Annotated in this window: 23 protein-coding genes and 1 pseudogene; 12 read left to right on the plus strand and 12 right to left on the minus strand. The window is 60.6% G+C overall.

What is annotated here, in order from left to right:
- Positions 1-89 precede the first annotated feature (89 nt).
- Genes sixA through CKW21_RS20645 form a run of 3 tightly spaced genes read right to left on the minus strand, consistent with a single transcriptional unit; the run spans position 90 to position 1,945 of the window.
- Entirely contained in the window at positions 90-545 is a 456-nt protein-coding gene (sixA, locus tag CKW21_RS20635) for a phosphohistidine phosphatase SixA (protein WP_095195761.1), read from the minus strand.
- A complete protein-coding gene (locus CKW21_RS20640) occupies positions 542-889 on the minus strand; it encodes a DUF4389 domain-containing protein (protein ID WP_095195762.1) in 348 nt (115 codons plus the stop codon). Before CKW21_RS20640 ends, sixA begins: the two co-directional genes overlap by 4 nt.
- Positions 890-919: 30 nt before the next feature.
- On the minus strand, positions 920-1,945 hold the full coding sequence (locus tag CKW21_RS20645) for an NAD(P)H-dependent glycerol-3-phosphate dehydrogenase (protein WP_095195763.1): 1,026 nt from the start codon (positions 1,943-1,945) through the stop codon (positions 920-922).
- Between the two features lie 195 nt (positions 1,946-2,140).
- Between CKW21_RS20645 and CKW21_RS20650 the strand changes: the two genes are divergently transcribed.
- The 6 genes from CKW21_RS20650 to CKW21_RS20675 all read left to right on the plus strand — a co-directional run bounded on the left by CKW21_RS20650 (position 2,141) and on the right by CKW21_RS20675 (position 9,665).
- Positions 2,141-4,264, plus strand: a complete 2,124-nt coding sequence (locus CKW21_RS20650) for a TonB-dependent siderophore receptor (protein WP_095195764.1) — start codon at positions 2,141-2,143, stop codon at positions 4,262-4,264.
- Positions 4,265-5,197: an ABC transporter substrate-binding protein gene (locus CKW21_RS20655; protein WP_095195765.1), complete on the plus strand. Its 933-nt coding sequence runs from the start codon at positions 4,265-4,267 to the stop codon at positions 5,195-5,197.
- Positions 5,194-7,095 (plus strand): ATP-binding protein, encoded by a 1,902-nt coding sequence (locus CKW21_RS20660; protein WP_095195766.1) that lies wholly within the window; start codon positions 5,194-5,196, stop codon positions 7,093-7,095. The genes CKW21_RS20655 and CKW21_RS20660 overlap by 4 nt, the downstream gene beginning before the upstream one ends.
- Positions 7,096-7,342: 247 nt before the next feature.
- Positions 7,343-7,858 (plus strand): 3-hydroxyacyl-[acyl-carrier-protein] dehydratase FabA, encoded by a 516-nt coding sequence (gene fabA / locus CKW21_RS20665; RefSeq protein WP_095195767.1) that lies wholly within the window; start codon positions 7,343-7,345, stop codon positions 7,856-7,858.
- A gap of 11 nt (positions 7,859-7,869) precedes the next feature.
- Entirely contained in the window at positions 7,870-9,090 is a 1,221-nt protein-coding gene (gene fabB / locus CKW21_RS20670; protein ID WP_095195768.1) for a beta-ketoacyl-ACP synthase I, read from the plus strand.
- Between the two features lie 386 nt (positions 9,091-9,476).
- Positions 9,477-9,665 (plus strand): hypothetical protein, encoded by a 189-nt coding sequence (locus CKW21_RS20675; RefSeq protein WP_095195769.1) that lies wholly within the window; start codon positions 9,477-9,479, stop codon positions 9,663-9,665.
- Between the two features lie 144 nt (positions 9,666-9,809).
- On the opposite strand, the gene CKW21_RS20680 is transcribed toward CKW21_RS20675, so the two are convergent.
- The 8 genes and pseudogenes from CKW21_RS20680 to CKW21_RS20715 form a co-directional block, all read right to left on the minus strand.
- Positions 9,810-10,352, minus strand: coding sequence for a DUF2058 domain-containing protein (locus tag CKW21_RS20680; protein WP_095195770.1), 543 nt, complete (start codon positions 10,350-10,352; stop codon positions 9,810-9,812).
- Between the two features lie 28 nt (positions 10,353-10,380).
- A complete protein-coding gene (mazG, locus tag CKW21_RS20685; RefSeq protein WP_095195771.1) occupies positions 10,381-11,214 on the minus strand; it encodes a nucleoside triphosphate pyrophosphohydrolase in 834 nt (277 codons plus the stop codon).
- A 132-nt stretch (positions 11,215-11,346) separates the two neighbouring features.
- Positions 11,347-13,590, minus strand: a complete 2,244-nt coding sequence (relA, locus tag CKW21_RS20690) for a GTP diphosphokinase (RefSeq protein ID WP_095195772.1) — start codon at positions 13,588-13,590, stop codon at positions 11,347-11,349.
- Positions 13,591-13,713: 123 nt separating this feature from the next.
- Complete coding sequence (rlmD, locus tag CKW21_RS20695) at positions 13,714-15,066, minus strand: 23S rRNA (uracil(1939)-C(5))-methyltransferase RlmD (RefSeq protein WP_095195773.1); 1,353 nt, start codon at positions 15,064-15,066, stop codon at positions 13,714-13,716.
- Positions 15,066-15,968: a cysteine synthase CysM gene (cysM, locus tag CKW21_RS20700; protein ID WP_095195774.1), complete on the minus strand. Its 903-nt coding sequence runs from the start codon at positions 15,966-15,968 to the stop codon at positions 15,066-15,068. The genes rlmD and cysM overlap by 1 nt, the downstream gene beginning before the upstream one ends.
- A 125-nt stretch (positions 15,969-16,093) precedes the next feature.
- Positions 16,094-16,690 (minus strand): annotated as a pseudogene (locus CKW21_RS20705) (DUF1016 N-terminal domain-containing protein); the annotation flags it as partial.
- Positions 16,691-16,867: 177 nt separating this feature from the next.
- The gene (locus CKW21_RS20710; protein ID WP_095195775.1) at positions 16,868-18,271 is read right to left on the minus strand and encodes a sensor histidine kinase; all 1,404 of its coding nucleotides are present in this window, start codon (positions 18,269-18,271) and stop codon (positions 16,868-16,870) included.
- Complete coding sequence (locus tag CKW21_RS20715; RefSeq protein ID WP_095195776.1) at positions 18,261-18,980, minus strand: response regulator transcription factor; 720 nt, start codon at positions 18,978-18,980, stop codon at positions 18,261-18,263. Before CKW21_RS20715 ends, CKW21_RS20710 begins: the two co-directional genes overlap by 11 nt.
- Before the next feature lie 215 nt (positions 18,981-19,195).
- Here CKW21_RS20715 and CKW21_RS20720 point away from each other — a divergent pair, with 215 nt between their 5' ends.
- From CKW21_RS20720 to CKW21_RS20735, 4 genes are all read left to right on the plus strand, one after another.
- Positions 19,196-21,949 (plus strand): response regulator, encoded by a 2,754-nt coding sequence (locus CKW21_RS20720; protein ID WP_095195777.1) that lies wholly within the window; start codon positions 19,196-19,198, stop codon positions 21,947-21,949.
- A 178-nt stretch (positions 21,950-22,127) separates the two neighbouring features.
- Entirely contained in the window at positions 22,128-23,120 is a 993-nt protein-coding gene (locus tag CKW21_RS20725) for a 2-hydroxyacid dehydrogenase (RefSeq protein ID WP_095195778.1), read from the plus strand.
- A 77-nt stretch (positions 23,121-23,197) separates the two neighbouring features.
- Positions 23,198-23,632: a hypothetical protein gene (locus CKW21_RS20730; protein WP_095195779.1), complete on the plus strand. Its 435-nt coding sequence runs from the start codon at positions 23,198-23,200 to the stop codon at positions 23,630-23,632.
- Positions 23,632-24,036 carry an META domain-containing protein gene (locus CKW21_RS20735; protein ID WP_095195780.1) on the plus strand — a complete coding sequence of 135 codons (405 nt, stop codon included), beginning with the start codon at positions 23,632-23,634 and terminating at the stop codon, positions 24,034-24,036. The genes CKW21_RS20730 and CKW21_RS20735 overlap by 1 nt, the downstream gene beginning before the upstream one ends.
- Positions 24,037-24,230: 194 nt before the next feature.
- On the opposite strand, the gene CKW21_RS20740 is transcribed toward CKW21_RS20735, so the two are convergent.
- Positions 24,231-24,698, minus strand: coding sequence for a TlpA disulfide reductase family protein (locus CKW21_RS20740; protein WP_095195781.1), 468 nt, complete (start codon positions 24,696-24,698; stop codon positions 24,231-24,233).
- A 114-nt stretch (positions 24,699-24,812) separates the two neighbouring features.
- Here CKW21_RS20740 and arsC point away from each other — a divergent pair, with 114 nt between their 5' ends.
- Positions 24,813-25,166, plus strand: coding sequence for an arsenate reductase (glutaredoxin) (gene arsC / locus CKW21_RS20745; RefSeq protein ID WP_095195782.1), 354 nt, complete (start codon positions 24,813-24,815; stop codon positions 25,164-25,166).
- Positions 25,163-25,759, plus strand: coding sequence for an NAD(P)H:quinone oxidoreductase (gene wrbA, locus CKW21_RS20750; protein WP_095195783.1), 597 nt, complete (start codon positions 25,163-25,165; stop codon positions 25,757-25,759). The genes arsC and wrbA overlap by 4 nt, the downstream gene beginning before the upstream one ends.
- Positions 25,760-25,761: the final 2 nt, after the last annotated feature.

Raw genomic sequence — 25,761 nt, forward strand, 5'->3', positions numbered from 1 at the left:
GATGGCGACTGACACTCCCTCATCGCGGGCAGGCTCGCTCCCACAGTGATCGGTCTTTTTCAGGGGAGGTAGTGAACCCTGAAGCTGAGTTAAGGATGCTTGATGCTGTTGAGCTTCATCGCCCCGATCAGCAGTTCATTGCTTTCCAGTTCGGCCAGGCCGGCGGTGCTGAGCCTCTCCGGCGGATGACCTGCACCATGTTGCAGGTAACTGAGCAGATGCCCTACCAGCGGATTATGAGAAACCAGCAGCACATTGGTCACCGACTTCAGCTGGTCGGTAACCCTGTCGGGATCGAAATCCGGGGTCAGCCACTCAACAGTGCGAATCTCCGGTTCGAAACCCAAGGTGTCTTTTACCAGTTGCGCAGTCTGCTGCGCTCGCGTGTAAGGACTGGCATAAATCGCTGTCAGCGGCTGGCCAATCAGGTTGGCGGCGGCACGCAGTACTTCTTCACGACCATTGGCAGTCAGTTCCCGCTCCGAATCGTGGGGCTTGGAACCGTGTGGCTCGGCTTCACCATGACGCAATACCCAGAGTTTCATAGCTTGGGTTCCTCATCTCGGGCCGGATGCGGGGCGGGTGCCACGACGTGCGGCGCTTCACCTTCCGGCGTACGCGGCGCTGGCCAATCGGCGAACGGCCAAGGCTTCTGGTCGCTGTGAAAACTGCCGAAACGACCGATCTGCGCCAGAAACTGGCTCAGACTGTCGCCGAAGTTCATCAGGCTGGCGCTCGGGGCGCCATAGATCAAACGATAGATCAACTGCACCAGCACCAAGGCGCCAAGGATGAATTGCGCCACTTGCCAGACCAGCACAAAGACGATCATCCACAACACCCGCAGCAGGATGGACTCGTATTTGGCTTCTACTTTTTGATCGCTCATGTTTCGCTCCGTTCCTGTTGCGTTGAGGGCTCAGTTGAAGCCGCTGGTGGAAATAAAGTCGACGTCGGTTTTCGGTTCGCCGCGCATCAGCAGCCCGATCACCTGTTCAAGCGTGCGCCCTTCGAACAGGATCGCGTGCAGCCCGGCGACCAGCGGCATGTACACGCCCACTTCCTGGGCCTTGGCCTTGAGTACCTTGAGGGTGTTCACGCCTTCGGCCACTTCGCCCAGACGGTTGACCGCCTCTTCCAGGCTCAGCCCCTGGCCGAGGGCAAACCCGACCTGATAGTTACGGCTTTTGGGCGATGAGCAGGTCACGATCAAGTCACCCACGCCCGCCAGACCGAGGAAAGTCATCGGGTTGGCGCCCTGATTCACCGCGAAGCGGGTCATTTCCGCCAGAGCCCGGGTGATCAGCATGCTCTTGGTGTTTTCGCCCATGCCCATTGCCACCGCCATGCCGGCGATGATTGCGTAGACGTTTTTCAACGCCCCGCCCAGCTCCACGCCGAAACGGTCGCCGCTGGCGTACACACGAAAGGTAAGGCCATGCAGCACGGCTTGAACCCGTTCGCAGAGTTCTTCGTCTTCACTGGCGACCACCGTGGCGGTCAGCGCGTGCTCGGCGATTTCACGGGCCAGATTCGGCCCCGACAACACGCCGATACGTGCTTGCGGGGCGATCTCTTCGAGGATCTGGCTCATCAGTTTGAAGGTGTGGGCTTCGATGCCCTTGGTCAGGCTCACCAGTAGCTTGCCGCTCAGCCGTTCGGCATGTGGCGCCAGCACCGAGCGCAATGCGCTGGACGGCAATGCGACGAAACTCAGGTCGCAGGCCTCCAGGGTGGCTTGCAGGTCGGTGACCGCGGTCACGCCCGGCAAAATCTTGATGCCTTTGAGATACCGCGGGTTCTCGCGGTTGACCCGGATGGCCTCGGCCTGTTCGGGGTCACGCATCCACTGCAGGACCTGATGTCCGTTTTCAGCCAGCAGGTTAGCCACGGCGGTACCAAAACTTCCGCCTCCCAGGACCGCAATCGGGCGCTGTTCAGTCATATGCAATCCGTTAATCCATACCAGTGGCGATGTCGGCATTATACGGAGCGCCCCAGTAGCGGCCAGCCCCCGCGTCAATTACCCGCGCACAAGCATAGAAGTCCGATAAAACCGAGGAAAGTGCTGACATCGTGACTGGAAAAGTCATTCAGCTCGGTTAACATGCGCGCCAACAATTAATAACAAGGATGTGTTGTGCCATTGGGTTCGCCTTCACCCCGCTCGCCGTTGGTACTGGCGCTGGTCTTCAGCTCGCCATTGCTGGCCGACGATCTGTTCCTCGACAGCGATCCGCTGCCGCAAGTGCTCACGGCCACGCGCCTGAAACAGTCGCCGGCCGCCGTGCCGGGGAGCATGACGGTGATCGACAATGCCCTGATCAACGCCAGCGGTGCCCGCGACATCGGCGAAGTGCTGCGGCTGGTGCCGGGCATGATGGTCGGCAACATCAGCGGCAATCAGGCGGTGGTGAACTATCACGGGACCAATGCCACCGAAGCGCGACGCATGCAGGTCTTGATCGATGGTCGTTCGGTCTACCGTGCCGGCCTGTCCACGGTGGACTGGAGCGATATTCCGGTGGCCATGGAAGACATCGAGCGCATCGAGGTTTTCCGCGGCCCGAACACCGTCAGCTATGGCGCCAATGCGCTGATGGCGGTGGTCAACATCATCACGCGCAATCCGGCCGACAGCCACGGTACGCGGATGAAAGTCACTCGAGGCCAACGCGGCATCAACGACTTTTATGCCAGCCAGGGCGTGGGATGGGATGACGGCGACTTGCGCCTGTCGCTGTCCGGCCAGCAGGATGATGGCTTCGACACCGATCGCAACGGCGCCGATTACCGCGACAGTCGCCGCCTGAACCGCTTCAACCTGGCCGTCAGTCAGGCACTCAACGAGCGGCAAAGCATCGATTGGCAATTGAACGCCAAGGAAGGCAGCAACCAGCGGCCTTATACCTACCGACCGGTGTTTTCCGGGATTACCAGTTCAGGAAACAATTCCGACGTCACCGCCAAGGACTACGCCGGCTCGCTGCGCTGGAACTTCGACATCAATCCCGATCACAGCCTGTACATCCAGGGCTCGGCGCAGCATTGGGATCGACAGCAAACCTGGCGCGCCTGTGATGCCGAAGTGTCGTTCAGCCCGCAGCTGACCGAACTCTGGCAGCTCAACCCGAACTACACCGAGCGTCTGGCACGCAACATCGAGCGTTTCACCGGTCCCGGTGCACCCGCCGGCGGTCCCGGCCAGCAGGTATTGGCCAACCAGGTACTCGACCAATGGCGCAACGGCGCCCGGCAGACGGTTTGCGGCGACATCGACCAGAGCACCCGGGAGACACGCTACGACCTCGAACTGCAGGACACCCTGAGCCTGTCCGATAGCCTGCGTCTGGTCAGCGGCTTGAACTATCGTTACGACCGTGCAGACTCCGAGACCTACTTCAATGGCACCCTCGATGACACCACCTGGCGTGCATTCGGCCAGCTCGAATGGCGTGCCAGTGAACACTGGTTGCTGCAAGGCGGCGCCATGTTCGAAGACACGCAGTTGATCGGCAGCTCGCTGACCCCGAGGGTGGCGGTCAATTACCTGATCAACCCGCGCCACGGTTTGCGCGCGGTGTATTCCGAAGCTATCCGTTCGCCGGACATGTTCGAGAACAGCGTCAACTGGAGTTACCAGGTCACCAACCTGCAACCCGCTGCCTATGGCCAGTCCAGCGCCCGCTATTTCGTCAAGACCCGTGGCCCTGGTGACCTTGATCAAGAACACATGCGATCGCGGGAACTGGGCTACAACGGCTATTTTGCCGAGTGGGGGCTGGCGATCGATGTGAAGCTGTTCCATGACGAAATCACCGGCATGATCAGCGAACCGCTGCGCAACAATCAGTTCATCGCCAGTAACAGCAACACGGCGCGCTTTTCGGGTGCCGAAACCCAACTCGACTGGAGAATCGGCAATACCGATCGATTGCGCCTGACCTATGCCTACGTCGATGCCGACGCAAGCGATCCCCAAGACGCACGACAGACCGCGCGCAACAGCGGTTCCGCCGGCTGGATGCGGGACTGGGGCCATGGCTGGAACACTGCACTTTTCTACTATGGCGACGATGCACTCAATGGCTACCGCTTCGAGCGGGTCGACACCCGCATCGCCAAACGTATCGGCCTGGGCAAGGCCAGCCTGGAACTGGCCGGCGTACTCCAGCAACGCCTCGATCATCAGCCTGCCACTTTCGTCGACAACAACTACGATGAGCGTCGGGTGATGTACTTCAGTGCGGAGCTGGCGTTTTAAATGGCACATTGTCCGCCACGCAAGACGCCAGGCATTGGTCGCCTGCTGGCGATGCTGTGCCTGGTGGTCAGCGGTTGGCTGGGCAACCTGTCGGCCAATGCCGCGGAGATTCTATTGACGGGTGCCGAAGACAGTCCCGGCGTGCAAACCTTCGTCCAGGCCCTGCGCGAATTGCGCCCTGGCGATCGCGTACGCTTCCAGCCGTTGGCCGACCTGCCGTCACCGGGAAAACTGTCGGACGACATCCGCTTGATTCTGCTCGACTTGCCGAGCCTCGATTGGCGCCTGCAAGACGACCAAGGCCCGGCGACACTGGTGTTGCGCATCAGCCGCCTGCAAGCTCGACAACACCTGGGCGACAATCTGCCCGAGCACCTGAGCCTGCTCTGGAGCGACCCGCCGCTGGAGCGTCAATTGCGCCTGACCCGACTGCTCCTGCCCCAAGTCAAACGGGTCGGCGTGCTGTACGACGAACACAGCGAGTTTCTATTGAAAGAACTGCGCCGGGCCGCTCATCCCCTTGGGCTTGAAGTGGTTACCGAGCGTTGGGACAACATCCACGACAGCCGTCCATTGCAAACCTTGCTGAACAACAGCGATGTGCTGCTGGGCCTGGATGACCCCGATCTGTACAACCCGAAAACCGCCAAAAACCTGCTGCTCAGCAGTTACTCACGACAACGGGCACTGATCGGCCCCAACGCCGGCTTCGTCAGAGCCGGGAGCCTGGCCAGCACCTACAGCGATCAGAACGACTGGCTGACCATTCTCGATGAATTGCTCGACTTGCCACCCTCGACCTGGCCGCGCACGTACTACCCGCTTCGCTTCAAAGTCTCAAGCAACCCGCAGGTGGCTCGTTCATTAGGTATTGAACAGATAAACGAAGCGTCTGTCGCAACACTGTTGGCTGAAAGAGAACGCCGCCCATGACCTTCCGCCGCCGTTGGGACATCAACACCCGGACCCAGCTCATCAGCCTCGGCCCTGCCCTGCTGCTGACATTGCTGTTGATCAGCTTCTTTACCTTTGTGCGAATCCAGGATCTGCGCCAGGAGCTCAACCACACCGGGCAACTCATCGCCAACCAATTGGCCCCGGCCACCGAATACGGGGTGATTTCCGGCAACAACGAAGTGCTGGAAAGCTTGCTCAAGGCCACACTGGCCACGCCCAACGTACGGTTCCTGGAAATCCAGGACAGTGCCAACCGGATTCTGGTGTATGTCGAACAACCGTCGGCCAACCACGCCCGCCCGCATCAGGTCGAAGTGTTCCAGGCGCCGGTGCGATTGCAGCGGATCCCCCTGCACAACGATTTCTTCCAGAACAACAAGGTCGCCACCAACGCCCCCGCCGAGGACTATCTGGGCCGGGTGATCGTCGGCCTGTCCAACGATGCGTTCAGTCAGCGCCAGCAGGAGATCCTGTTCAAGGCCGCGATCCTGGCCCTGTTCGCCCTGCTGTTTACCTTCATCCTCGCCCGGCGCCTGGCGGGCAGCCTGTCGCAACCGATCCGCGACATCGGCAACGCGGTCAAGGCAATCCAGGACGGCGACTACAAAACGCCGCTGCCCATTGTCGATGACACCGAGCTGGGTGCACTGTCGCAGCACATCAATAACCTCGCCAGCGGCCTCGAACAGGCCAGCCGCGAACAGCACCAGGCCATGGCACAGTTGATCCAGACCCGCGAAGAAGCGGAAAAGGCCAACAAGGCCAAGTCCGACTTCCTCGCGATGATGAGCCACGAACTGCGCACGCCGATGAATGGCGTGCTGGGCATGCTTCAGTTGCTTGAGACCACGGATATGACGCCGGAGCAGGTCGAATACGCGGCGCTGGCTTCGGAGTCCACCGAGCATTTGCTCAAAGTCATCAACGACATTCTGGATTTCTCGCGCATCGAACGTTCGGAACTGGAGCTGGAGCACATTCCGTTCAACCTCGCCGACCTGATCGGCGCCTGTGCGCAGTCATTCCAGCACAGCGCGGCCCAACGCGGCCTGGATCTGCAATTGCACATTCCGGAGGATATGCGGGAGTTGCAGGTGCAAGGCGATCCGACACGAATCCGGCAGATTCTGGTCAACCTGATCGGCAACGCGCTGAAATTTACCGAGCAGGGCCGTGTGTCCATCGAACCGCAGTGGCAGTCACTGGATCACGAATTGTTGTGGTTCACCTGTACCGTGCGCGACAGCGGAATCGGCATTGCGGCCGAGAGCCTGGAATTGATGTTCAACGCGTTTCAACAGGCCGACAGTTCTATTTCAAGACGTTACGGCGGCACCGGCCTGGGCCTGCCGATTGCCCGCACCCTGGCCGAACGCATGGGCGGTACCCTGCGAGCGCAGAGCGAAGAAGGTCGTGGCTCGGTGTTCACGCTGGAAATCCCGCTGGCGATTTATCAGCAGCCACTGCCGGTGCTGACGCCGCGAGCGCCCACCGGTAATGATGATGGCGAAGGTCGCAATGTGTTGCTGGTCGAGGACAACCCGGTCAATCAGACGGTCATCGAAGCCATGTTGCGCAGCCTGGGCTTTACTGTCAGCGTCGCCGCCGATGGCGCGCAGGCGGTGCGCAGTGCCGAGACCCTGATTTTCGAAGCGATCCTGATGGACTGCCGATTACCGGTCATCGATGGTTACGAGGCCACCCGGCAGATTCGCCAGCTGCCCGGTTGCACCGACTTGCCGATCATCGCCCTGACCGCCAATGCCCTGCAGGGGGATCGCGAAGCCTGTTTGTCGGCGGGGATGAACGATTACCTGGCCAAGCCCTTCAAACGTACTGATCTTCAGCAAATTCTGCAGCGTTGGGTGCAGTAGTACAGGCCTTTCGAGCATCTGCGACTGGCGTGAAAGGCGAAAGTGCGGCAGTCTTAGGCACCCGAACAGGCCCGAAAAGGGGCTTGAATAAAAATTTCAGTGCACAAGTGTACATTCATGTCCTTGGTGCTGTGACTTTCACCACAACGCAATAGTCTATGAGTAGGCTGCCGGTTCGAGGCATGAACGCTTCGATCGGCCGGGAAGATTTGCCCCACCTGCCGCATGGGACTATTGAGGAGCTCGCATGACCAAACAAAACGCCTTTACCCGGGAAGACCTGCTGCGCTGCAGTCGCGGTGAGCTGTTCGGCCCAGGTAACGCGCAACTGCCCGCCCCGAACATGCTGATGGTTGATCGCATCACCCTGATCAGCGAAGAGGGTGGCAAGTACGGCAAAGGTGAATTGGTCGCCGAGCTGGATATCATTCCGGACCTGTGGTTCTTCGCCTGCCACTTCGAAGGCGATCCGGTGATGCCGGGCTGCCTGGGCCTCGACGCCATGTGGCAACTGGTCGGCTTCTTCCTCGGTTGGCAAGGCCTGCCAGGCCGCGGTCGCGCCCTGGGTTCGGGCGAAGTGAAATTCTTCGGCCAGGTCCTGCCGACCGCCAAGAAAGTCACCTATAACATTCATATCAAGCGCGTCCTCAAGGGCAAGCTGAACCTGGCCATCGCCGACGGTTCGGTCACTGTCGACGGTCGCGAAATCTACACCGCCGAAGGCCTCCGGGTCGGCGTGTTCACCTCCACTGACAACTTCTAAGGGTTATTCGCATGCGCCGCGTCGTTATCACTGGTCTGGGCATTGTTTCGTGCCTGGGCAATGACAAAGAGACCGTCTCCGCTAACCTGCGTGCAAGCCGCCCTGGCATCCGGTTCAACCCGGAATATGCCGAAATGGGTCTGCGTAGCCAGGTTTCCGGCTCCATTGACCTCAACCTTGAAGAACTGATCGATCGCAAGATCTATCGCTTCGTCGGCCACGCGGCGGCTTACGCCTACCTGGCCATGAAAGACGCCATCACTGACTCCGGCCTGACCGAAGAGCAGGTTTCCAACCCGCGTACCGGCCTGATCGCCGGTTCCGGTGGCGCCTCCACGCTGAACCAGATGGAAGCGCTGGACATCCTGCGCGAGAAAGGCGTCAAGCGCGTCGGCCCATACCGTGTAACGCGGACCATGAGCAGCACCGTTTCCGCTTGCCTGGCCACCCCGTTCAAGATCAAGGGCCTGAACTACTCCATCGCCTCTGCCTGCGCCACCAGTGCTCACTGCATCGGTACCGCTATGGAACAGATCCAGATGGGCAAGCAGGACATCGTATTTGCCGGCGGCGGTGAAGAAGAACACTGGAGCCAGTCGTTCCTGTTCGACGCCATGGGCGCCCTGTCCAGCAAGCGCAACGACACCCCGCAACAAGCCTCCCGTGCCTACGATGCCGACCGTGACGGTTTCGTCATCGCTGGCGGCGGCGGCATGGTCGTGGTCGAGGAGCTGGAACACGCTCTGGCCCGTGGCGCGAAGATCTACGCGGAAATCGTCGGCTACGGCGCGACCTCCGACGGCTACGACATGGTTGCCCCAAGTGGCGAAGGCGCGATCCGCTGCATGCAGCAGGCGCTGTCCACCGTCGACACCCCGATCGACTACCTGAACACCCACGGCACCTCGACCCCGGTCGGCGACGTCGCGGAAATGAAAGGTGTGCGTGAAGTGTTCGGCGACAAGGCTCCGGCCATCAGCTCCACCAAGAGCCTGTCGGGTCACTCCCTGGGCGCCGCCGGCGTTCACGAAGCGATCTACTGCATGCTGATGATGGAAGGTAACTTCATTGCCGGCTCCGCCAACATCGATGAGCTGGACCCTGAAGTGGCCGACCTGCCGGTACTGACCAAGACCCAGGAAAACGCCAAGATCGATACCGTGATGAGCAACAGCTTCGGTTTCGGTGGCACCAACGCCACCCTGGTACTGAAGCGCTGGCAGGGTAAGTAATACCCCGCCGCTGAGCCGCACATGAAAACGCCCCGACTGGTTCGGGGCGTTTTTTTTTCGCACTGAAATTACCACTGAGCACAAAACCTGTGGGAGCTGGCTCGCCAGCGATGACGTCGGCACAGCCAGTATCAGCGTCGCCTGACACATCGCTATCGCTGGCAAGCCAGCTCCCACAGGATTGAAATCGTCTGTTCAACATGAAGCTTTTGTCATGAAACCAAACGCCCTGCGACTGAATGCCACGGATTTCGCGGGCTGCAGGACTGTTTCCATTTTTGCAAAAAACCCTATCCAAACTCAGTCGTTTACTTAGCAGGCTAACAAAACCTATAACAGAGTCCTGCACACGCCTTGCTGCAGATAACAGAGATTGGAGCTAGCAGATGACTGTAAAAGTAACTGAACGCGACGATTCACACATGTCCCATGAAGGCGTAGCCGCCGGTGTACGGATCTGGGATGTGTACCAACAGGACCTGCTGGTCGGGATGTTCCATTCCGAGAAAGACGCCCACAACTACAAGGCCGAACTGGAAGTTCTGGAGCAGCAACGAGCGCTACGCTCCGCGTAGGAGCGAGCTTGCTCGCGATGGACTCAAGAGCGCTGCGCTTAGCCAGTAAACACGCGTAATCGTTAACGACCATCGCGAGCAAGCTAGCTCCTACACAAAACCACATCCATGACGGGGTTTGTCGTTGTAGCCGTCCTCAGCGGTTTACCACATCAGATCATCAGGGATCTGGTACGCCGCGTACGGATCGTCCTCGGCGCTGACCTCTTCGGTCTTGACGTTCATCTGCACGATGCGCTGCGGATCGCGCTCCTGGATCTTCAGGGCTGCTTCACGCGGGATCACTTCATAACCGCCGGCGTGATGCACGATGGCCAATGATCCATTGCTGAGCTTGTTGCGCATCAGCGTGTTGACCGAGAGGCGCTTGACCTTCTTGTCGTCGACGAAGTTGTAGTAGTCCTCGGTCGTCAACTTCGGCAGGCGTGTGGCTTCGATCAATTGCTTGACCTGCGCGGCACGGGCCTTGGCCTCGGCTTTTTCCTGCTGCTGGCGGTTGAGCTCCTGATCGCGCTTGACCTTCTCGGCCATGGCTTCCTGGGCGGCACGCTGCTGGGAATCATCCAATTCGATCTGACCTTTGTGGGCCAGGCGCTGCTGTTTCTGCTTTTCTTTGCTGACCTGCTTGGCCTGCTTCTGGTTGACCAGCCCTGCTTTGAGCAACTGGTCGCGAAGGGAAATGCTCATGGTGCTTATTACTCACTTAGGCAACTGCTCAACCGCAGCTGGGCACATTCTTTTCCTGACGTTTGGCTTCGCCCCATAGGGCGTCCAACTCTTCGAGGGTGCAATCTTCCATGGGACGGTGGGTGTCGCGCAATGCCTGTTCGATAAAACGGAAGCGTCGTTCGAACTTGCTGTTGGCGCCACGCAGCGCAGTTTCCGGGTCGACCTTGAGGTGTCGCGCCAGATTGACCACGGAAAACAGCAGATCGCCGACCTCATCGGCAATCGCCGTCGGGTCGTTGTCGGCCATCGCTTCGAGTATTTCATCGAGCTCTTCACGGACCTTGTCCAGCACCGGCAGCGCATCGGGCCAGTCGAAACCGACTTGCCCTGCACGCTTTTGTAACTTGGCCGAGCGGGACAACGCCGGCAACGCGGCGGGGACGTCATCGAGCAAGGACAGTTGTTGCGGAGCGTCGGATTTCTCCGCGCGCTCTTCGGCCTTGATCTCTTCCCAACGCTGCTTGACCTGTTCTTCACTCAGACGCGGCACATCCAGCGGCGCGTACAGATCGCCGGTGGGGAACACATGGGGATGACGACGGATCAGCTTGCGGGTGATGCTGTCGACCACACCGTCGAATTCGAAGCGCCCTTCCTCCCGCGCCAGCTGGCTGTAATAAACCACCTGGAACAGCAGATCGCCCAGCTCACCTTGCAGGTGATCGAAGTCACCGCGCTCGATGGCGTCGGCGACTTCGTAGGCTTCTTCAAGGGTATGCGGGACGATGGTGGCGTAGGTTTGCTTGATGTCCCACGGGCAGCCGAACTGCGGGTCGCGCAGGCGGTTCATCAGGTGCAGCAGGTCTTCAAGGCTGTACATCGGTCACTCTCACTGCAAAACCCTTGTGGGAGCGAGCCTGCTCGCGAAAGCGGTATGTCAGACAACATTGATGTCGGCTGGCACTCCCTCTTCGCGAGCAGGCTCGCTCCCACATTGGATCGGCGCCAATCATCACGGGGTACGGTTACGCCGCGTTTCGATGATGTTCGGCAATTGGGAAATTCGCCCCAGCAACCGCCCCAGCGCATCCAGCCCCGGAATCTCGATGGTCAGGGACATCAACGCGGTGTTGTCTTCCTTGTTCGAGCGGGTGTTGACCGCCAGCACGTTGATCCGCTCGTTGAGCAGCACTTGGGAAACGTCACGCAGCAGTCCCGAACGGTCGTAGGCGCGGATGATGATGTCCACCGGATAGGTGAGCACCGGCACCGGTCCCCAACTGACCTGGATGATCCGCTCCGGCTCGCGCCCGGCCAGTTGCAGCACCGAGGCGCAATCCTGGCGGTGAATGCTCACGCCACGGCCCTGGGTGATGTAACCGACGATCGCATCCCCCGGCAGCGGCTGGCAGCAGCCCGCCATCTGGGTCATCAGGTTGCCGACGCCCTGGATCTGGATGTCGCCACGCTTGCCCGGCTTGTAACCGGTGGCCTTGCGCGGAATCAGTTCCAGCTGTTCATTGCCGCGCTCCGGTTCGACCAGTTGCTGCGCCAGATTGACCAGTTGCGCCAGGCGCAAGTCGCCGGCACCTAACGCGGCAAACATGTCCTCGGCGGTTTTCATGTTGGCCTTGTCGGCCAGCTTGTCGAAATCCACCGCCGGCAGACCGAGGCGATTGAGCTCACGCTCAAGCAGGGTTTTACCGGCAGCAACGTTCTGGTCGCGCGCCTGCAACTTGAACCAGTGAACGATCTTCGCCCGTGCCCGCGAGGTGGTGACGTAACCCAGGTTCGGGTTCAGCCAGTCGCGGCTCGGCGTGCCGTGCTTGCTGGTGATGATCTCGACCTGTTCACCGGTTTGCAGGCTGTAGTTGAGCGGCACGATGCGCCCGTTGATCTTGGCGCCGCGGCAGTTGTGACCGATTTCGGTATGCACGCGGTAGGCGAAGTCCAGCGGCGTCGCGCCCTTCGGCAAGTCGATGGCGTGACCGTCCGGCGTGAAGATGTAGACGCGATCAGGTTCGATATCGACTCGCAGCTGTTCCGCCAGGCCACCAATGTCGCCCAGCTCTTCATGCCACTCGAGCACCTGGCGCAGCCAGGAAATTTTCTCTTCGTAGTGATTGGAGCCGGACTTGACGTCGGTGCCCTTGTAGCGCCAGTGCGCGCAAACACCCAGCTCCGCTTCCTCGTGCATCGCGTGGGTACGGATCTGCACTTCCAGCACCTTACCCTCGGGTCCGATCACCGCCGTGTGCAGCGAGCGGTAGCCGTTCTCTTTCGGGTTGGCGATGTAGTCGTCGAACTCTTTGGGGATGTGCCGCCACAAGGTGTGGACGATGCCGAGCGCGGTGTAGCAGTCGCGCATTTCCGGCACCAGCACGCGAACGGCGCGCACGTCGTAGATCTGGCTGAATTCCAGACCCTTGCGCTGCATTTTGCGCCAGATCGAATAGATGTGTTTGGCCCGACCGCTGATGTCGGCCTCGACGCCGGTGGCCTGCAATTCGTTTTTCAGTTGGCTCATCACGTCGCTGATGAAGCGCTCGCGATCCAGTCGCCGCTCGTGGAGCAACTTGGCGATCTGCTTGTACTGGTCAGGCTCCAGGTAACGGAAGGACAAGTCCTCCAGTTCCCATTTGATGTGACCGATACCCAGGCGATGGGCCAGTGGCGCGTAAATGTCGAACACTTCGCGGGCCACGCGGTTGCGCTTTTCGTCATCGGCGGTTTTCACCGCACGGATCGCGCAGGTGCGTTCGGCCAGTTTGATCAGGGCGACGCGCACGTCGTCGACCATGGCCACCAGCATCTTGCGCAGGTTTTCCACCTGGCCCTGGGTGCCCAGCACCAGGGATTTACGCGGGCTCAGGCTGTCGCTGATCGCCGCCATGCGCTGCACGCCGTCGATGAGCTTGGCCACCACCGGACCGAAGCGCTGGCTGACCGCCGGCAACTGGATCTGGCCTTCGCGCACACCCCGGTAGAGGACCGCGGCGACCAGCGAATCCTGATCGAGTTTGAGATCGGCGAGGATCTCGGCGATTTCAAGGCCGGTGCGGAAACTCGAGTTGCCTTCGGACCACAAATTCTTTGCCGCATTGGCTTGTTGTTCCGCCTCGCGAGCGTACTCGCAGGCTTCCTTCAAGGCTTCGCGATCCAGTGCCAGATCGACACTGACCGCATGATCGAGCCAAGCCTCGAGATTGATACTGCCGTCGGTGTTGATCGGCTGGTGTGCTCTCACCTGTACCATCTTGCTTACCTTCCCTACGACGCAGATTCAATGCGTCAGAATCGCTGACCTTCATTGCCCGTGAGCCCACGCCGGACTGGTACGCGGCTGCACGGACTGGTCAGTCGGACCAGACGAGCCTTCCTAGCTCGCTTCAAATAACGCCATGGCTTCGACATGCGCCGTTTGAGGAAACATATCGAGAATCCCGGCACGTTTTAACCGGTAGCCCTGCTTGATCAATTCGACCGTGTCGCGCGCCAGAGTTGCCGGGTTGCACGACACATACACCAACCGTTCGGCGCCCAGGGACTTGAGCTTGCGCACCACCTCGAAAGCACCGTCACGCGGTGGGTCCAAGAGTACCGCAGAAAAGCCTTCACGCGCCCATTCGGCATCGGTCAGAGGCTGGGATAAATCGGCCTGAAAAAACTTCGCATTATTCAGATTGTTGCTGACGGCATTCGCGGCTGCCCGCTCGACCATCACCTCCACGCCTTCCACCGCCACCACTTCACGAACGGCCTGGGCCAGCGGCAAGGCAAAGTTGCCCAGGCCACAGAACAAATCGAGTACTCGCTCATCCGCTGTCGGTTTCAACCAGTCCAGAGCCTGGGCCACCATGGCTTCGTTGACCCCCGCATTGACCTGGACGAAATCTCCGGGTCGATATGCCAACTCCAGGTTCCACTGTTCCAGACGATAGCCCAAGGATTGATCGGCTTCGACCGGATGCGGCTCGCCATCGCCGTGCAGCCACAACTGGGCTTCATGGAACGCGCAAAAATCCTTGAGGATGGTCATGTCACTTTCCGACAGCGGCGCCATGTGTCGCAGCAAGACCGCCAGCGATGAACCGCTGAACAACTCCACGTGCCCGAGCGCCTGGGGTTTGCTCAAGCGCCGCAGCATCTCCGGCAAGCGGGTCATGATGGGTTGCAAGGGCTGTACCAGCACCGGGCATTCATCGATGGCGACGATGTCCTGGCTGCCGGCCGCGCGGAAACCGACTTCGAGTTTTTTCGCCTTCATGTCCCAGCGCACCGCTACCCGGGCGCGGCGACGGTAAGCGAATTCCGGACCGCTCAAAGGCGCCGCCCATTCTTCGGGTTCTACACCGGCGACCCGGGTCAATTGCTCGGCGAGCATGCGCTGTTTCAGGGCGAGCTGTTCACTGTGAGGCAAATGTTGCACGCTGCAACCGCCGCAGCGACCGGCATGGGCACACGGCGCCGGGCGACGCAGTTCGCTGGCCTTGAACACCCGCTCGGTACGCGCCTCGACCACTTTGCCGTGGGCACCGAGCACGCGCGCCTCGATTTCTTCACCGGCCAATGCGCCGATGACGAACCAGGTACGTCCTTCGAAAAACGCGATACCACGACCGTCATTGGCCAGGCGCTCGATGGTCAGGCGCTGCTTTTTGCCGGTCGGGACTTGCGGGGCCTTGCTGCCGCCCGTGGGCTGGAAACGCAAGCCTCTCTCATGTTTGGCCATCAGTTGGGCGCGTCGAAAATGCCGGTCGACAGGTAACGGTCGCCACGGTCGCAGATGATCGCGACGATCACCGCGTTTTCAACTTCCTTCGAAAGACGCAGCATGGCGGCCACTGCACCACCCGACGACACGCCGCAGAAGATGCCTTCTTCGCGGGCCAGGCGACGGGTCACGTCTTCGGCTTCGCTCTGGGCCATGTCGACGATGCGATCCACACGATCGGCCTGGTAAATCTTCGGCAGGTATTCCTGAGGCCAGCGACGGATACCCGGAATCGCCGAACCTTCCATGGGTTGCAGACCGATGATCTGCACGTTTTCGTTCTGCTCTTTCAAGTAGCGCGAAACACCCATGATGGTACCGGTGGTGCCCATGGAGCTGACGAAATGGGTAATGGTGCCTTCGGTCTGGCGCCAGATTTCCGGGCCGGTGGTGGTGTAGTGCGCTTGCGGGTTGTCACCGTTGGCGAACTGATCCAGTACCTTGCCGCGGCCTTCGGCTTCCATCTTCTGCGCGAGGTCTCGGGCGCCTTCCATGCCTTGTTCCTGGCTGACCAGAATCAGCTCGGCACCGTAGGCGGTCATGGCGGCCTTGCGTTCGGCACTGGAGTTGTCCGGCATGATCAGGATCATCTTGTAACCCTTGATCGCGGCAGCCATGGCCAGGGCGATCCCGGTATTACCCGAGGTCGCTTCGATCAGCGTATCGCCGGCGTGGATCTGCCCGCGCAACTCGGCACGGGTGATCATCGACAGCGCCGGACGGTCCTTGACCGAACCCGCCGGGTTGTTCCCTTCGAGCTTGAGCAAAAGGGTGTTGCTGGTTTCGCCGGGCAGGCGCTGCAAACGGACCAGCGGAGTGTTGCCGACGCAATCGGCGATGGTTGGGTACTGCAAGGTCATGGCGTATTCGCAATCCAGACTGCGGGGGCGCCTATCATACCGGCAAACCTCGCAAGCCCATATCACGCAAAGTGTGGTGCTTATGGTTTATGGGAATAAGCGACTGATTCAGCCTTCTCTGTCTGTCCCCGATGCAGATCCGTTTCGGCGTGGGCGGTGGGCAGGTCGAGAAACTCGACCATGTAGGCGTCACGGAATATCTCAAGTGCTGAGGGGTGAGTCTGTTTCAGAACTGCGGAGACTCTTGCCGGCTCGGTCACGCTGCGTTCAAAGAGCGCAGCCTTGAACTGGCGTTCCAGCTCGCGCTTCGACCATTTCTCCTGGATAGCCATTCGCAAGTAAAATTCCCGCTCTTCCGGGTGTTTGCTTTGACTGAAAATGACCAGATTATGGGTCCAGGGTAATTGTCTCACCAGCGGTGAGACTTTCTCGTGGCTCCGGTAAGTCTCGTAGAACTGACGCATGCGAAACAGATTAGGCCGGGTAAAACCACGCAGCCCCGGTTGAGTCTGAGCCAGATGCTCGGCCAGTTGACCGACCACGGAATCGCCCCATTCGGCTTTCTCCAGCTTACGGCTGATATAAGCACCAACCTGCCAGTACAACTCGATCAGTTGCGTATTCACCGCCTGCATGGCCTGTCGTCTGGCGCTTTGAATCAGTGCAAGCACTTCATTGAAACGGTCGTCGGTTCTGCTACCGGGCGCCTGGGGTACAGTCATGCATGACTCCTTGAACATGAGTAAAAGCGTGAGCTTAAACCGCCAAGGATGTTTGAAATGACCGGTGATACCCTTTGGGAAAAGTCGTACAGAATCTCGGGAACGCTCTGGCAAAATCAGAACGGTCGTTGTTGGGTGGGCCGCGAGCAGGCTCGTTCCCGCCGGGATGGGGGTCGGTCACGTAATCTGCGGGCAATCAATGTCCAGGGTGGGAGCGAGCCTGCTCGCGAAGGCGCCCTGCGCCACCAACCGCATATTCATCCGCAACCCGCTCCCGGTGTTTTCAGCCCAAAGCCTGCCGCCCTGACGCTGCACCGCATTCCTCGCAATGCTCAAGCCCAAGCCAAATCCACCATCCCCCGGCCGTGAGCCATCAAGACGGGTGAAGGGCAGGAAAATCCGCTCCAGATCAGCTTCCGCCACACCGCCACCCTGATCCTCCAGCCATAAATGCCAGTATTTGCCATCACGTCGACCACCCAGCGTGACCACACCACCTTCGGGTGAATGTCGAATCGCGTTGCGCAGCATGTTTTCCAGGGCCTGGGCCAGGGTATTGAGATGGCCGCGCACCCAGCAGGAGGAATCCACCGAGCACTGCAACTGCCCTTGCGGCCAGCAACTTTCATAACACGCATTTTCGGTGAGCATTTCCCACAGGGCCTGGACCTGGATCGCTTCGTCGGGCAAACGGGTGCGCTCGGTGTCGAGCCAGGCCAGTTGCAGCGTGTCTTCGACGAGCCGCTGCATCCCATCGACCTCACGGCCAATACGTTCGCGCAAGGCGTCCAGCCCCTGCTCGCTTTCACTGGCCACCCGCAGGCGACTCAGCGGCGTGCGCAACTCGTGGGACAAGTCGCGCAGCAGTTGCTGTTGCAACGCCACGGTACTTTGCAGGCGTTCGGACATGTGATCGAACGCCCTGCCCAGCTCACCCAATTCATCGGAACGGTTGGTGGTGCGACGCGACAACCGCACATTCAACTGATCGGCGCGCCAGGCATTGGCCTGGGCGCGCAGGTGGTTAAGCGGCACCACCAGCAAACGATAGAGGCCGACACAGAGCAACAAGGTGAACAGCCCTGGAATCACACCGTTGGTGATCACTCGCCAGAACACCCGATAGCGCCCGGGTACAAAACGTTCGGGCAGCTCGATCACCAGGCTGCCGGCAGACGAGTCACCCGGAAACGGTACACGCATCCATGGCCGCCCTTTTTTGTGGATGGGCCAATCCAGACCCCGAAGAAAGGTCAGTCGCTCGATTTCCCTGTCCGTCAGCGTATAGCTGCTCAACGACTGTAAATCACCACCAATGACACCCACCCAACCCGTTTCGCGTTGGTACATGCTCTGCAGCCAGTTATCGACGCCCTCCTGCTGGCGCTGCCGCCACGCTTGCTCGGCCTCGGCGGCATAGCGCGTCAGGGTGCCGCGCGCTTCATCCGACAGGAACTGGTTGCGCTGCTCCATGTAGCGCCCCCAGGACCAGCTCAGCCAGATCATCAGCAGACAGAACGCCACCAGCAGACAGGCCAGCTTCCAGAACAGCGAATGCCGCCCCGGCAGCTTACATTTCATCGCCGGCACTCAGGATGTAACCCTTGCCCCATACCGTGCGCACTTCGCGCTCGGTATAGCCGATGGCCTTGAGCTTGCGACGGATCTGGCTGATGTGCATGTCCAGGCTACGATCGTGGGCCGCGTAGCCACGCTGCAACACATGCTGATAAAGGAAGGCTTTGCTCAACACTTCATCGCCGTTGCGGTTCAGGGTTTCCAGCAGCCGATACTCACTGCGGGTCATCCCGGCCGCCTGCTCGCCATAGAAAACCTCGAACAGCTCATCGTCGAAACGCAGACTGTCCGCCGCCGGAGCAACGGCCACCGGCGTCGGCCGACGATCCAGCGCCACCCGACGCAGAATCGCTTCGATGCGCACCCGCAACTCGACCATGCTGAAAGGCTTGGGCAGGTAATCATCGGCCCCCAGGCGAAAACCGCTGATGCGATCCGCCTCGGCCCCAAGCGCCGACATGAGAAGCACCGGGGTGGAATGGCTCTGGCGCAGTTGCGTCAACACAGAAAGCCCATCCAGGCCAGGTAGCAGGATGTCCATCAGCACCACATCGAAGGCTTGCCGACGGGCAGCGTCCAGGCCTTCCTGTCCATTCTGGCACCAGGTCACCTGAAAGCCGCTACGCCCCAGATGCTCATGCACATAGGCACCGAGCACGAGGTCGTCTTCGATGGAGAGGATACGGGGATGGTCGGCAGTGATGGGAGTCATGAGTATCTGCAAATAATTCTCAGTTGATAATTATTCAAGATTGCGCGGCACAGGGCAACCCGGGGGGGTGTCCTGCGCGCAAAAGTGTCGAACCGACCGACGAATGACGACTTCAATTTTACGAGGATTGCCTGCCTGCAAATCGCTACACTGCGCAAGTGGCGCGTGCGGGACGCATGTGCAGGTCTATCGATCGCTGGAAGCAGGAGAGATGCGTGCTCAAGAAACTGGGAATTAAAGGCCGCGTGCTGTTGCTGACCCTGTTGCCGACCAGCCTGATGGCGTTGGTCCTGGGTGGCTATTTTACCTGGATGCAGCAATCCGACCTGCAAGCCCAACTCATGCAACGCGGCGAAATGATCGCCGAGCAGCTCGCGCCGCTGGTGGCGCCGGCCATGGGGCACAAAAATAACGAGCTGCTGGAGCGGATTGCCACCGAGTCCCTGGAACAACAGGACGTGCGTGCCGTGACCTTCCTCGCACCGGACCGCTCGCTGCTCGCCCACGCCGGCCCCATCATGCTCAATCAGGCGCCACTGGGCGATAGCTCGCAGATGCTGCGCCGCAGTGGCAATGATGCAACGCGTTATTTGCTGCCGGTGTTCGGTAAACACCGCAATCTGGCGGGCGATGTGATTCCCGATGAGGCCGACCGCCTGCTGGGCTGGGTCGAACTCGAACTGTCCCACAACGGCATGCTGCTGCGCGGTTACCGCAGCCTGTTCGCCAGCCTGCTGATGATCTTCGCAGGTTTGGGGGGCGCGGCGCTGCTGGCGTTGCGCATGGGTCGCACGATCAATCGCCCCTTGAGCCAGATCAAACAAGCCGTGGCACAGCTCAAGGACGGCCATCTGGAAACCCGCCTGCCGCCCCTCGGCAGCCAGGAACTGGATGAACTGGCGTCCGGCATCAACCGCATGGCTGGCACCTTGCAGAACGCCCAGGAAGAATTGCAGCACAGCATCGACCAGGCCACTGAAGATGTACGCCAGAACCTGGAAACCATCGAGATCCAGAACATCGAGCTCGATCTGGCGCGCAAGGAAGCCCTGGAGGCGAGCCGGATCAAGTCCGAATTCCTCGCCAACATGAGCCACGAAATCCGCACGCCGCTCAATGGCATTCTCGGCTTCACCCACCTGCTGCAGAAAAGCGAGCTGACCCCGCGCCAGCTCGACTACCTGGGCACCATCGAAAAGTCCGCCGACAGCCTGCTGGGAATCATCAACGAGATTCTCGACTTCTCGAAAATCGAGGCCGGCAAACTGGTGCTCGATCATATTCCGTTCAACCTGCGCGACCTGCTGCAAGACACGCTGACCATCCTCGCCCCGGCCGCTCACGCCAAACAGCTGGAACTGGTGAGCCTGGTTTACCGCGACACGCCACTGTCGCTGGTGGGTGATCCGCTGCGGCTCAAACAGATCCTCACCAACCTGGTCAGCAACGCCATCAAGTTCACCCGCGAAGGCACCATCGTTGCCCGTGCCATGCTCGAAGAAGAACACGAAGACAGCGTGCAACTGCGCATCAGCATCCAGGACACCGGCATCGGCCTGTCGAACCAGGACGTGCGCGCGCTGTTCCAGGCATTCAGCCAGGCCGACAACTCGCTGTCCCGGCAACCCGGCGGCACAGGTCTGGGGCTGGTGATTTCCAAACGGTTGATCGAACAAATGGGCGGTGAGATTGGTGTCGACAGCACGCCGGGCGAAGGTTCGGAGTTCTGGATCAGCCTTAGCCTGCCCAAAACCCGCGACGATACTGAAGACCTGCCCGGTCCGCCGTTGTCCGGGCGCCGCGTGGCGGTGCTGGAAAACCACGAACTGGCGCGCCAGGCGCTGCAGCACCAATTGGAGGACTGCGGCCTGGCTGTCACCCCGTTCACTAACCTGGAAAGCCTGACCAACGGCGTGACCGTCGCCCATCAGACCGATCAGGCGATCGACCTCGCGGTGCTGGGTGTCACCAGTAACGACATGCCGCCGGAGCGCCTCAACCAGTACATCTGGGACCTCGAACACCTGGGCTGCAAAGTGCTGGTGCTGTGCCCGACCACGGAACAGACGCTGTTCCACCTTTCGGTGCCCAACCCTCACAGCCAGCTCCAGGCGAAACCGGCCTGCACGCGCAAATTGCGGCGGGCGCTGTCCGATCTGGTCAACCCGCGCCAGCCCCGCAACGAACCCGGTGAACCGGTCTCGAGCCGCGCACCGAAAGTGCTGTGCGTCGACGACAACCCGGCCAACCTGCTGCTGGTACAAACCCTGCTCGAAGACATGGGGGCCAAAGTACTTGCAGTGGAAAGCGGTTACGCAGCTGTCAGGGCCGTACAGAGCGAGACCTTCGACCTGGTGCTGATGGACGTGCAGATGCCCGGTATGGACGGACGCCAGAGCACCGAAGCCATCCGCCAGTGGGAAAGCGAACGGCATTGCACGCCGCTGCCGATCGTCGCCCTCACCGCCCACGCCATGGCCAACGAAAAACGTGCGCTGTTGCAGAGTGGCATGGACGACTACCTGACCAAGCCGATCAGCGAGCGGCAACTGGCCCAGGTGGTATTGAAATGGAGCGGCCTGGCGCTGCGCAACCAGGGTCCGGAGCGCTCCGGCGAAAGCCACGGCGGCGCCTACGAACTGCAGGTGCTGGATCACGAAGAAGGTTTGCGCCTGGCGGCCGGCAAGGCCGATCTGGCGGCGGACATGTTGGCGATGTTGCTGGCATCGCTGGAGGCCGACCGCGAAGCGATCCGCCAGGCGCAGGAAAGCCACGACCACAATGCCCTGATCGAACGGGTTCATCGCCTGCATGGCGCCACCCGCTATTGCGGCGTACCGCAATTGCGCGCTGCCTGCCAACGCAGCGAAACCCTGCTCAAGCAGCAGGACCCGAAAGCCTTCGGCGCCCTCGAAGAACTCGACCGGGCGATCAATCGCCTCGCCGCGCAGGCACGTATCAATGCTTGATATGGCGCAATGACGCTGTGAGTACCAGGCGCTAAGCTCACCCTCATCCCTGTGGGAGCTGGCTTGCCAGCGAAGGCACCCTCAAGAACAACACAAGATTTAAGCGCCTCTTCGCTGGCAAGCCAGCTCCCACAGGGTTGGGGGAAAGCCTTGAAGATTTAATTGCCAGGAGGACCGCATGCGCACGATACTTTTCAGCAGCCAGAGCTACGACCGCGACAGTTTCCTCGCCACCGACCTGCCGGCCGGCATTGAACTGCACTTTCAAACGGCGCGACTGAGCCTGGATACGGCGGCGCTGGCGGAGCATCACGAGGTGGTCTGCGCCTTCATCAATGACGACCTCGGCGCCCCGGTACTCGAACGCCTGGCGGCCGGCGGCACGCGCCTGATCGCCCTGCGCTCGGCCGGTTACAACCATGTCGACCTGGCGGCGGCGAAACGCCTGGGGCTGGCGGTTGTGCGCGTCCCGTCCTACTCGCCCCATGCCGTGGCCGAGCACGCGGTGGCGCTGATCCTGGCGCTGAACCGCCGTTTGCACCGCGCCTACAACCGTACCCGCGAAGGCGATTTCAGTTTGCATGGCCTGACCGGTTTCGACTTGGTGGGCAAGACCGTCGGCGTGGTCGGCACCGGGCAGATCGGCGCGACCTTCGCCAAAATCATGAACGGATTCGGTTGCCGGTTGCTGGCCTACGATCCTTACCCGAACCCGCAGGTCGAAGCCCTGGGTGCGCACTATCTGAGCTTGCCGCAGTTGCTGGCCGAATCGCAGATCATCAGCCTGCACTGTCCGCTCAACGAACAGAGCAAACATTTGATCAACCGCGAATCGCTGGCGCACATGCAACCGGGTGCGATGTTGATCAACACCGGCCGCGGCGGCCTGGTGGACACGCCTGCGCTGATCGACGCATTGAAGGAAGGTCGGCTGGGTTATCTGGGACTGGATGTGTATGAAGAGGAAGCACAGCTATTCTTTGAAGACCGTTCCGACCTGCCGCTGCAGGACGATGTACTGGCACGCCTGCTGACCTTTCCTAACGTGATCGTCACCGCACACCAGGCCTTCCTGACCCGCGAAGCCCTCGGCGCGATTGCCACCACCACCTTGCGCAATATCGCGGCCTGGATGGCGGGCACCCCCGAGAATCGTGTAACGGACGACTGAACCTGATCGAAGGTCATCTGCCCGCGCCATGCTGCGCGTATGCCCGTGCTAGCATATCGCGCATATTTGGAGGACCCATGGTCGAACACGATTTCCGCTACAGCCTGATGAACCCGCAACACACCCTCACCGAATGCCGCGCCCTGGTACCGGGGCGTTATCAAGTCACCGGCAACGGCGGCTCGATTCGCAACAATGACGTGCTGGTCGTGACCCTCAAGGGCGCCAAGGACTTGTCCATGCGCCTGACCGTCGAAACGGTTCGCCACTTGATCAATCCGCCCGGCCAATGGGTCGCGGTGGCCAGTGGTCCGGTGTTCGGCGAACTGGCGATCCATACGTGGAAAGTGAACTGCGACAACTGCGCCAAGGAGCTGAGCTTCGAGTTCGCGGTCGACGCCAAACTGGGCAACAAGGCCGAAAAGCCTGCCGCCACCGCGCGGATTACCGAGTTGGGCTGGAGCACCGTCGGCGAGAAACACCTGTGCCCGAAATGCCAGGAGCCCGCGTGATGAAACGCCTCGCTCTGGCCGGCATGGTCGGTGCAAGCCTGCTGGGTTGCGCCGCCGAGCCTGTGCAATTGCAACAAAACCGCAGCTACATCCTGGAGTGGATCGGCGAACGGCCGTTGATGGATTACAGCCACCTGACCATCACGCTCGATGAGGACGGTCGCGCCTACGGTAGCGGCGGCTGCAACCATTGGTTTGCGCCATATACCCTGGAAGGTAACAAGCTGAGCTTCGGCAAGATCGGCAGCACCCGCAAACTCTGCGCCCCAGCACTGATGGAGCAGGAAAAACGCTTCCTCCAGGCCCTGGAAAACGTGCAGCGCTGGGACGTTTCATCGATCGACCAGATGCGCTTCTGGCCGGCTGAAGGCAAGCCGCTGCGCTGGTGGCTTGAAGAGGGTTGATTGACCCTCCTCTGCCTCCTGGCAAATGACTGTGGCGAGGGAGCTTGCTCCCGCCGGGCTGCGAAGCAGCCCTAAACCCGGCCAACTCGTTTCGACAGATACACCACATGCACTGGTTTTACGATTGCTCCGCAACCGAGCGGGAGCAAGCTCCCTCGCCACAAAAAACTCTAAGCCATAGACCAGCATCCTGATCAGTTTTTAGCCTGCAACGCCTCCAGCTTCGCCATCACCCCCGCCGCTGTCTGCTCGCCCATCAACTGTTCCCGCACCTTGCCCTTGTTATCGATGATGTAGGTTACCGGCAACGCCTCACTGCGCGGCAGTTCGAACAGCTCGGCAGGGTCCTGCGCCAACACGGTGAACTTAATCCCGAGCTTCTCGCTGGCGCTTTTCAGCTCTTGGCCCTGCACATTGTCGAAGTTAACCCCGAACACACCGATTTTCCTGTCCTTGAGCTGCTCGGCCAACGCGTTCAATTCCGGGATCTCGGTCCGGCACGGGCCGCACCATTCGGCCCAGTAATTGAGCACCAGCCATTGTTTATCCAGACGCTCGGCAGCGACTTTCTGTCCACTCTGATCGATCCCGTAGTCGTTACCGCAGCCCCCCAGCATCAACGTCCCGATGATCGTCAATGCCGCTGCCAGTCGCCTAGTCATGTCGTGTTCCTTGTCAAAAATTGAATGCGCCTGCGACCCATCGCCTCCCGAGGTTCTGGATTACGCGCTGCACAGTTAGAATAGCCGCCACCTTACGCAAGATGCGACCCGCTCATGACCGATCTGACGCTTTATCACAACCCGCGCTGCTCGAAATCCCGCGGTGCGCTCGAACTGCTCGAAGTCCGTGGCCTGACGCCGACCGTGGTCCGCTACCTGGAAACCCCGCTGGACGCCAAGCAAATCCAGAGCCTGCTGACCAAGCTGGGCATCAGCGCCCGACAATTGCTGCGCACTGGCGAGGACGAGTACAAAACCCTCAACCTGGCCGACAGCAGCCTGAGCGAGGCGCAATTGATCGCCGCCATCGCCGCTCACCCGAAACTCATGGAGCGACCGATTCTCGAAGTCGGCGACAAAGCCGTCATCGGTCGTCCACCGGAGCAAATCCTGGAGCTGTTGCCGTGAGCGCGCCGTACATTCTGGTGCTGTATTACAGCCGCAGCGGCGCAACCAATGAAATGGCCCGGCAGATTGCCCGTGGCGTGGAACAGGCGGGGCTTGAAGCGCGCTTGCGCACCGTGCCGGCGATTTCCACTGAATGCGAAGCCGTGGCGCCGGATATTCCGGAAGAAGGCGCGCTCTACGCCAGCCTCGACGACCTGAAAAACTGCGCTGGCCTGGCCCTGGGCAGTCCGACCCGCTTCGGCAACATGGCGGCGCCACTCAAGTATTTCCTCGACGGCACCAGCAACCTGTGGCTGACCGGCGCCCTGGTGGGCAAACCGGCCGGCGTGTTCACTTCCACCGCGAGCCTGCACGGCGGCCAGGAGACCACGTTGCTGTCGATGATGTTGCCGCTGCTGCACCACGGCATGTTGATCACCGGCCTGCCCTACAGTGAGTCCGCGCTCCTGGAAACCCAGGGTGGCGGCACGCCTTATGGCGCCAGCCACCACGCCGGTGCCGATGGCAAAAGCGGTCTGGATGCCCATGAAGTGGCGCTGTGCCGCGCACTGGGCATGCGCCTGGCCAAAACGGCGCAGAAACTGGAGGGTTGAGA

This window comes from Pseudomonas sp. Irchel 3A7 (genome assembly GCF_900187565.1).
In the GTDB taxonomy this organism is placed as follows: Bacteria; Pseudomonadota; Gammaproteobacteria; order Pseudomonadales; family Pseudomonadaceae; genus Aquipseudomonas.

Excerpts from the sequence above, each read along its gene's own strand:
- sixA (WP_095195761.1), bottom strand. The coding sequence starts at position 545 with ATGAAACTCTGGGTATTGCGTCATGGTGAAGCCGAGCCACACGGTTCC.
- CKW21_RS20640 (WP_095195762.1), bottom strand. The coding sequence starts at position 889 with ATGAGCGATCAAAAAGTAGAAGCCAAATACGAGTCCATCCTGCTGCGG.
- CKW21_RS20645 (WP_095195763.1), bottom strand. The coding sequence starts at position 1,945 with ATGACTGAACAGCGCCCGATTGCGGTCCTGGGAGGCGGAAGTTTTGGT.
- CKW21_RS20655 (WP_095195765.1), top strand. The coding sequence starts at position 4,265 with ATGGCACATTGTCCGCCACGCAAGACGCCAGGCATTGGTCGCCTGCTG.
- CKW21_RS20660 (WP_095195766.1), top strand. The coding sequence starts at position 5,194 with ATGACCTTCCGCCGCCGTTGGGACATCAACACCCGGACCCAGCTCATC.
- fabA (WP_095195767.1), top strand. The coding sequence starts at position 7,343 with ATGACCAAACAAAACGCCTTTACCCGGGAAGACCTGCTGCGCTGCAGT.
- fabB (WP_095195768.1), top strand. The coding sequence starts at position 7,870 with ATGCGCCGCGTCGTTATCACTGGTCTGGGCATTGTTTCGTGCCTGGGC.
- CKW21_RS20675 (WP_095195769.1), top strand. The coding sequence starts at position 9,477 with ATGACTGTAAAAGTAACTGAACGCGACGATTCACACATGTCCCATGAA.
- CKW21_RS20680 (WP_095195770.1), bottom strand. The coding sequence starts at position 10,352 with ATGAGCATTTCCCTTCGCGACCAGTTGCTCAAAGCAGGGCTGGTCAAC.
- mazG (WP_095195771.1), bottom strand. The coding sequence starts at position 11,214 with ATGTACAGCCTTGAAGACCTGCTGCACCTGATGAACCGCCTGCGCGAC.
- relA (WP_095195772.1), bottom strand. The coding sequence starts at position 13,590 with ATGGTACAGGTGAGAGCACACCAGCCGATCAACACCGACGGCAGTATC.
- rlmD (WP_095195773.1), bottom strand. The coding sequence starts at position 15,066 with ATGGCCAAACATGAGAGAGGCTTGCGTTTCCAGCCCACGGGCGGCAGC.
- cysM (WP_095195774.1), bottom strand. The coding sequence starts at position 15,968 with ATGACCTTGCAGTACCCAACCATCGCCGATTGCGTCGGCAACACTCCG.
- CKW21_RS20710 (WP_095195775.1), bottom strand. The coding sequence starts at position 18,271 with ATGAAATGTAAGCTGCCGGGGCGGCATTCGCTGTTCTGGAAGCTGGCC.
- CKW21_RS20715 (WP_095195776.1), bottom strand. The coding sequence starts at position 18,980 with ATGACTCCCATCACTGCCGACCATCCCCGTATCCTCTCCATCGAAGAC.
- CKW21_RS20725 (WP_095195778.1), top strand. The coding sequence starts at position 22,128 with ATGCGCACGATACTTTTCAGCAGCCAGAGCTACGACCGCGACAGTTTC.
- CKW21_RS20730 (WP_095195779.1), top strand. The coding sequence starts at position 23,198 with ATGGTCGAACACGATTTCCGCTACAGCCTGATGAACCCGCAACACACC.
- CKW21_RS20735 (WP_095195780.1), top strand. The coding sequence starts at position 23,632 with ATGAAACGCCTCGCTCTGGCCGGCATGGTCGGTGCAAGCCTGCTGGGT.
- CKW21_RS20740 (WP_095195781.1), bottom strand. The coding sequence starts at position 24,698 with ATGACTAGGCGACTGGCAGCGGCATTGACGATCATCGGGACGTTGATG.
- arsC (WP_095195782.1), top strand. The coding sequence starts at position 24,813 with ATGACCGATCTGACGCTTTATCACAACCCGCGCTGCTCGAAATCCCGC.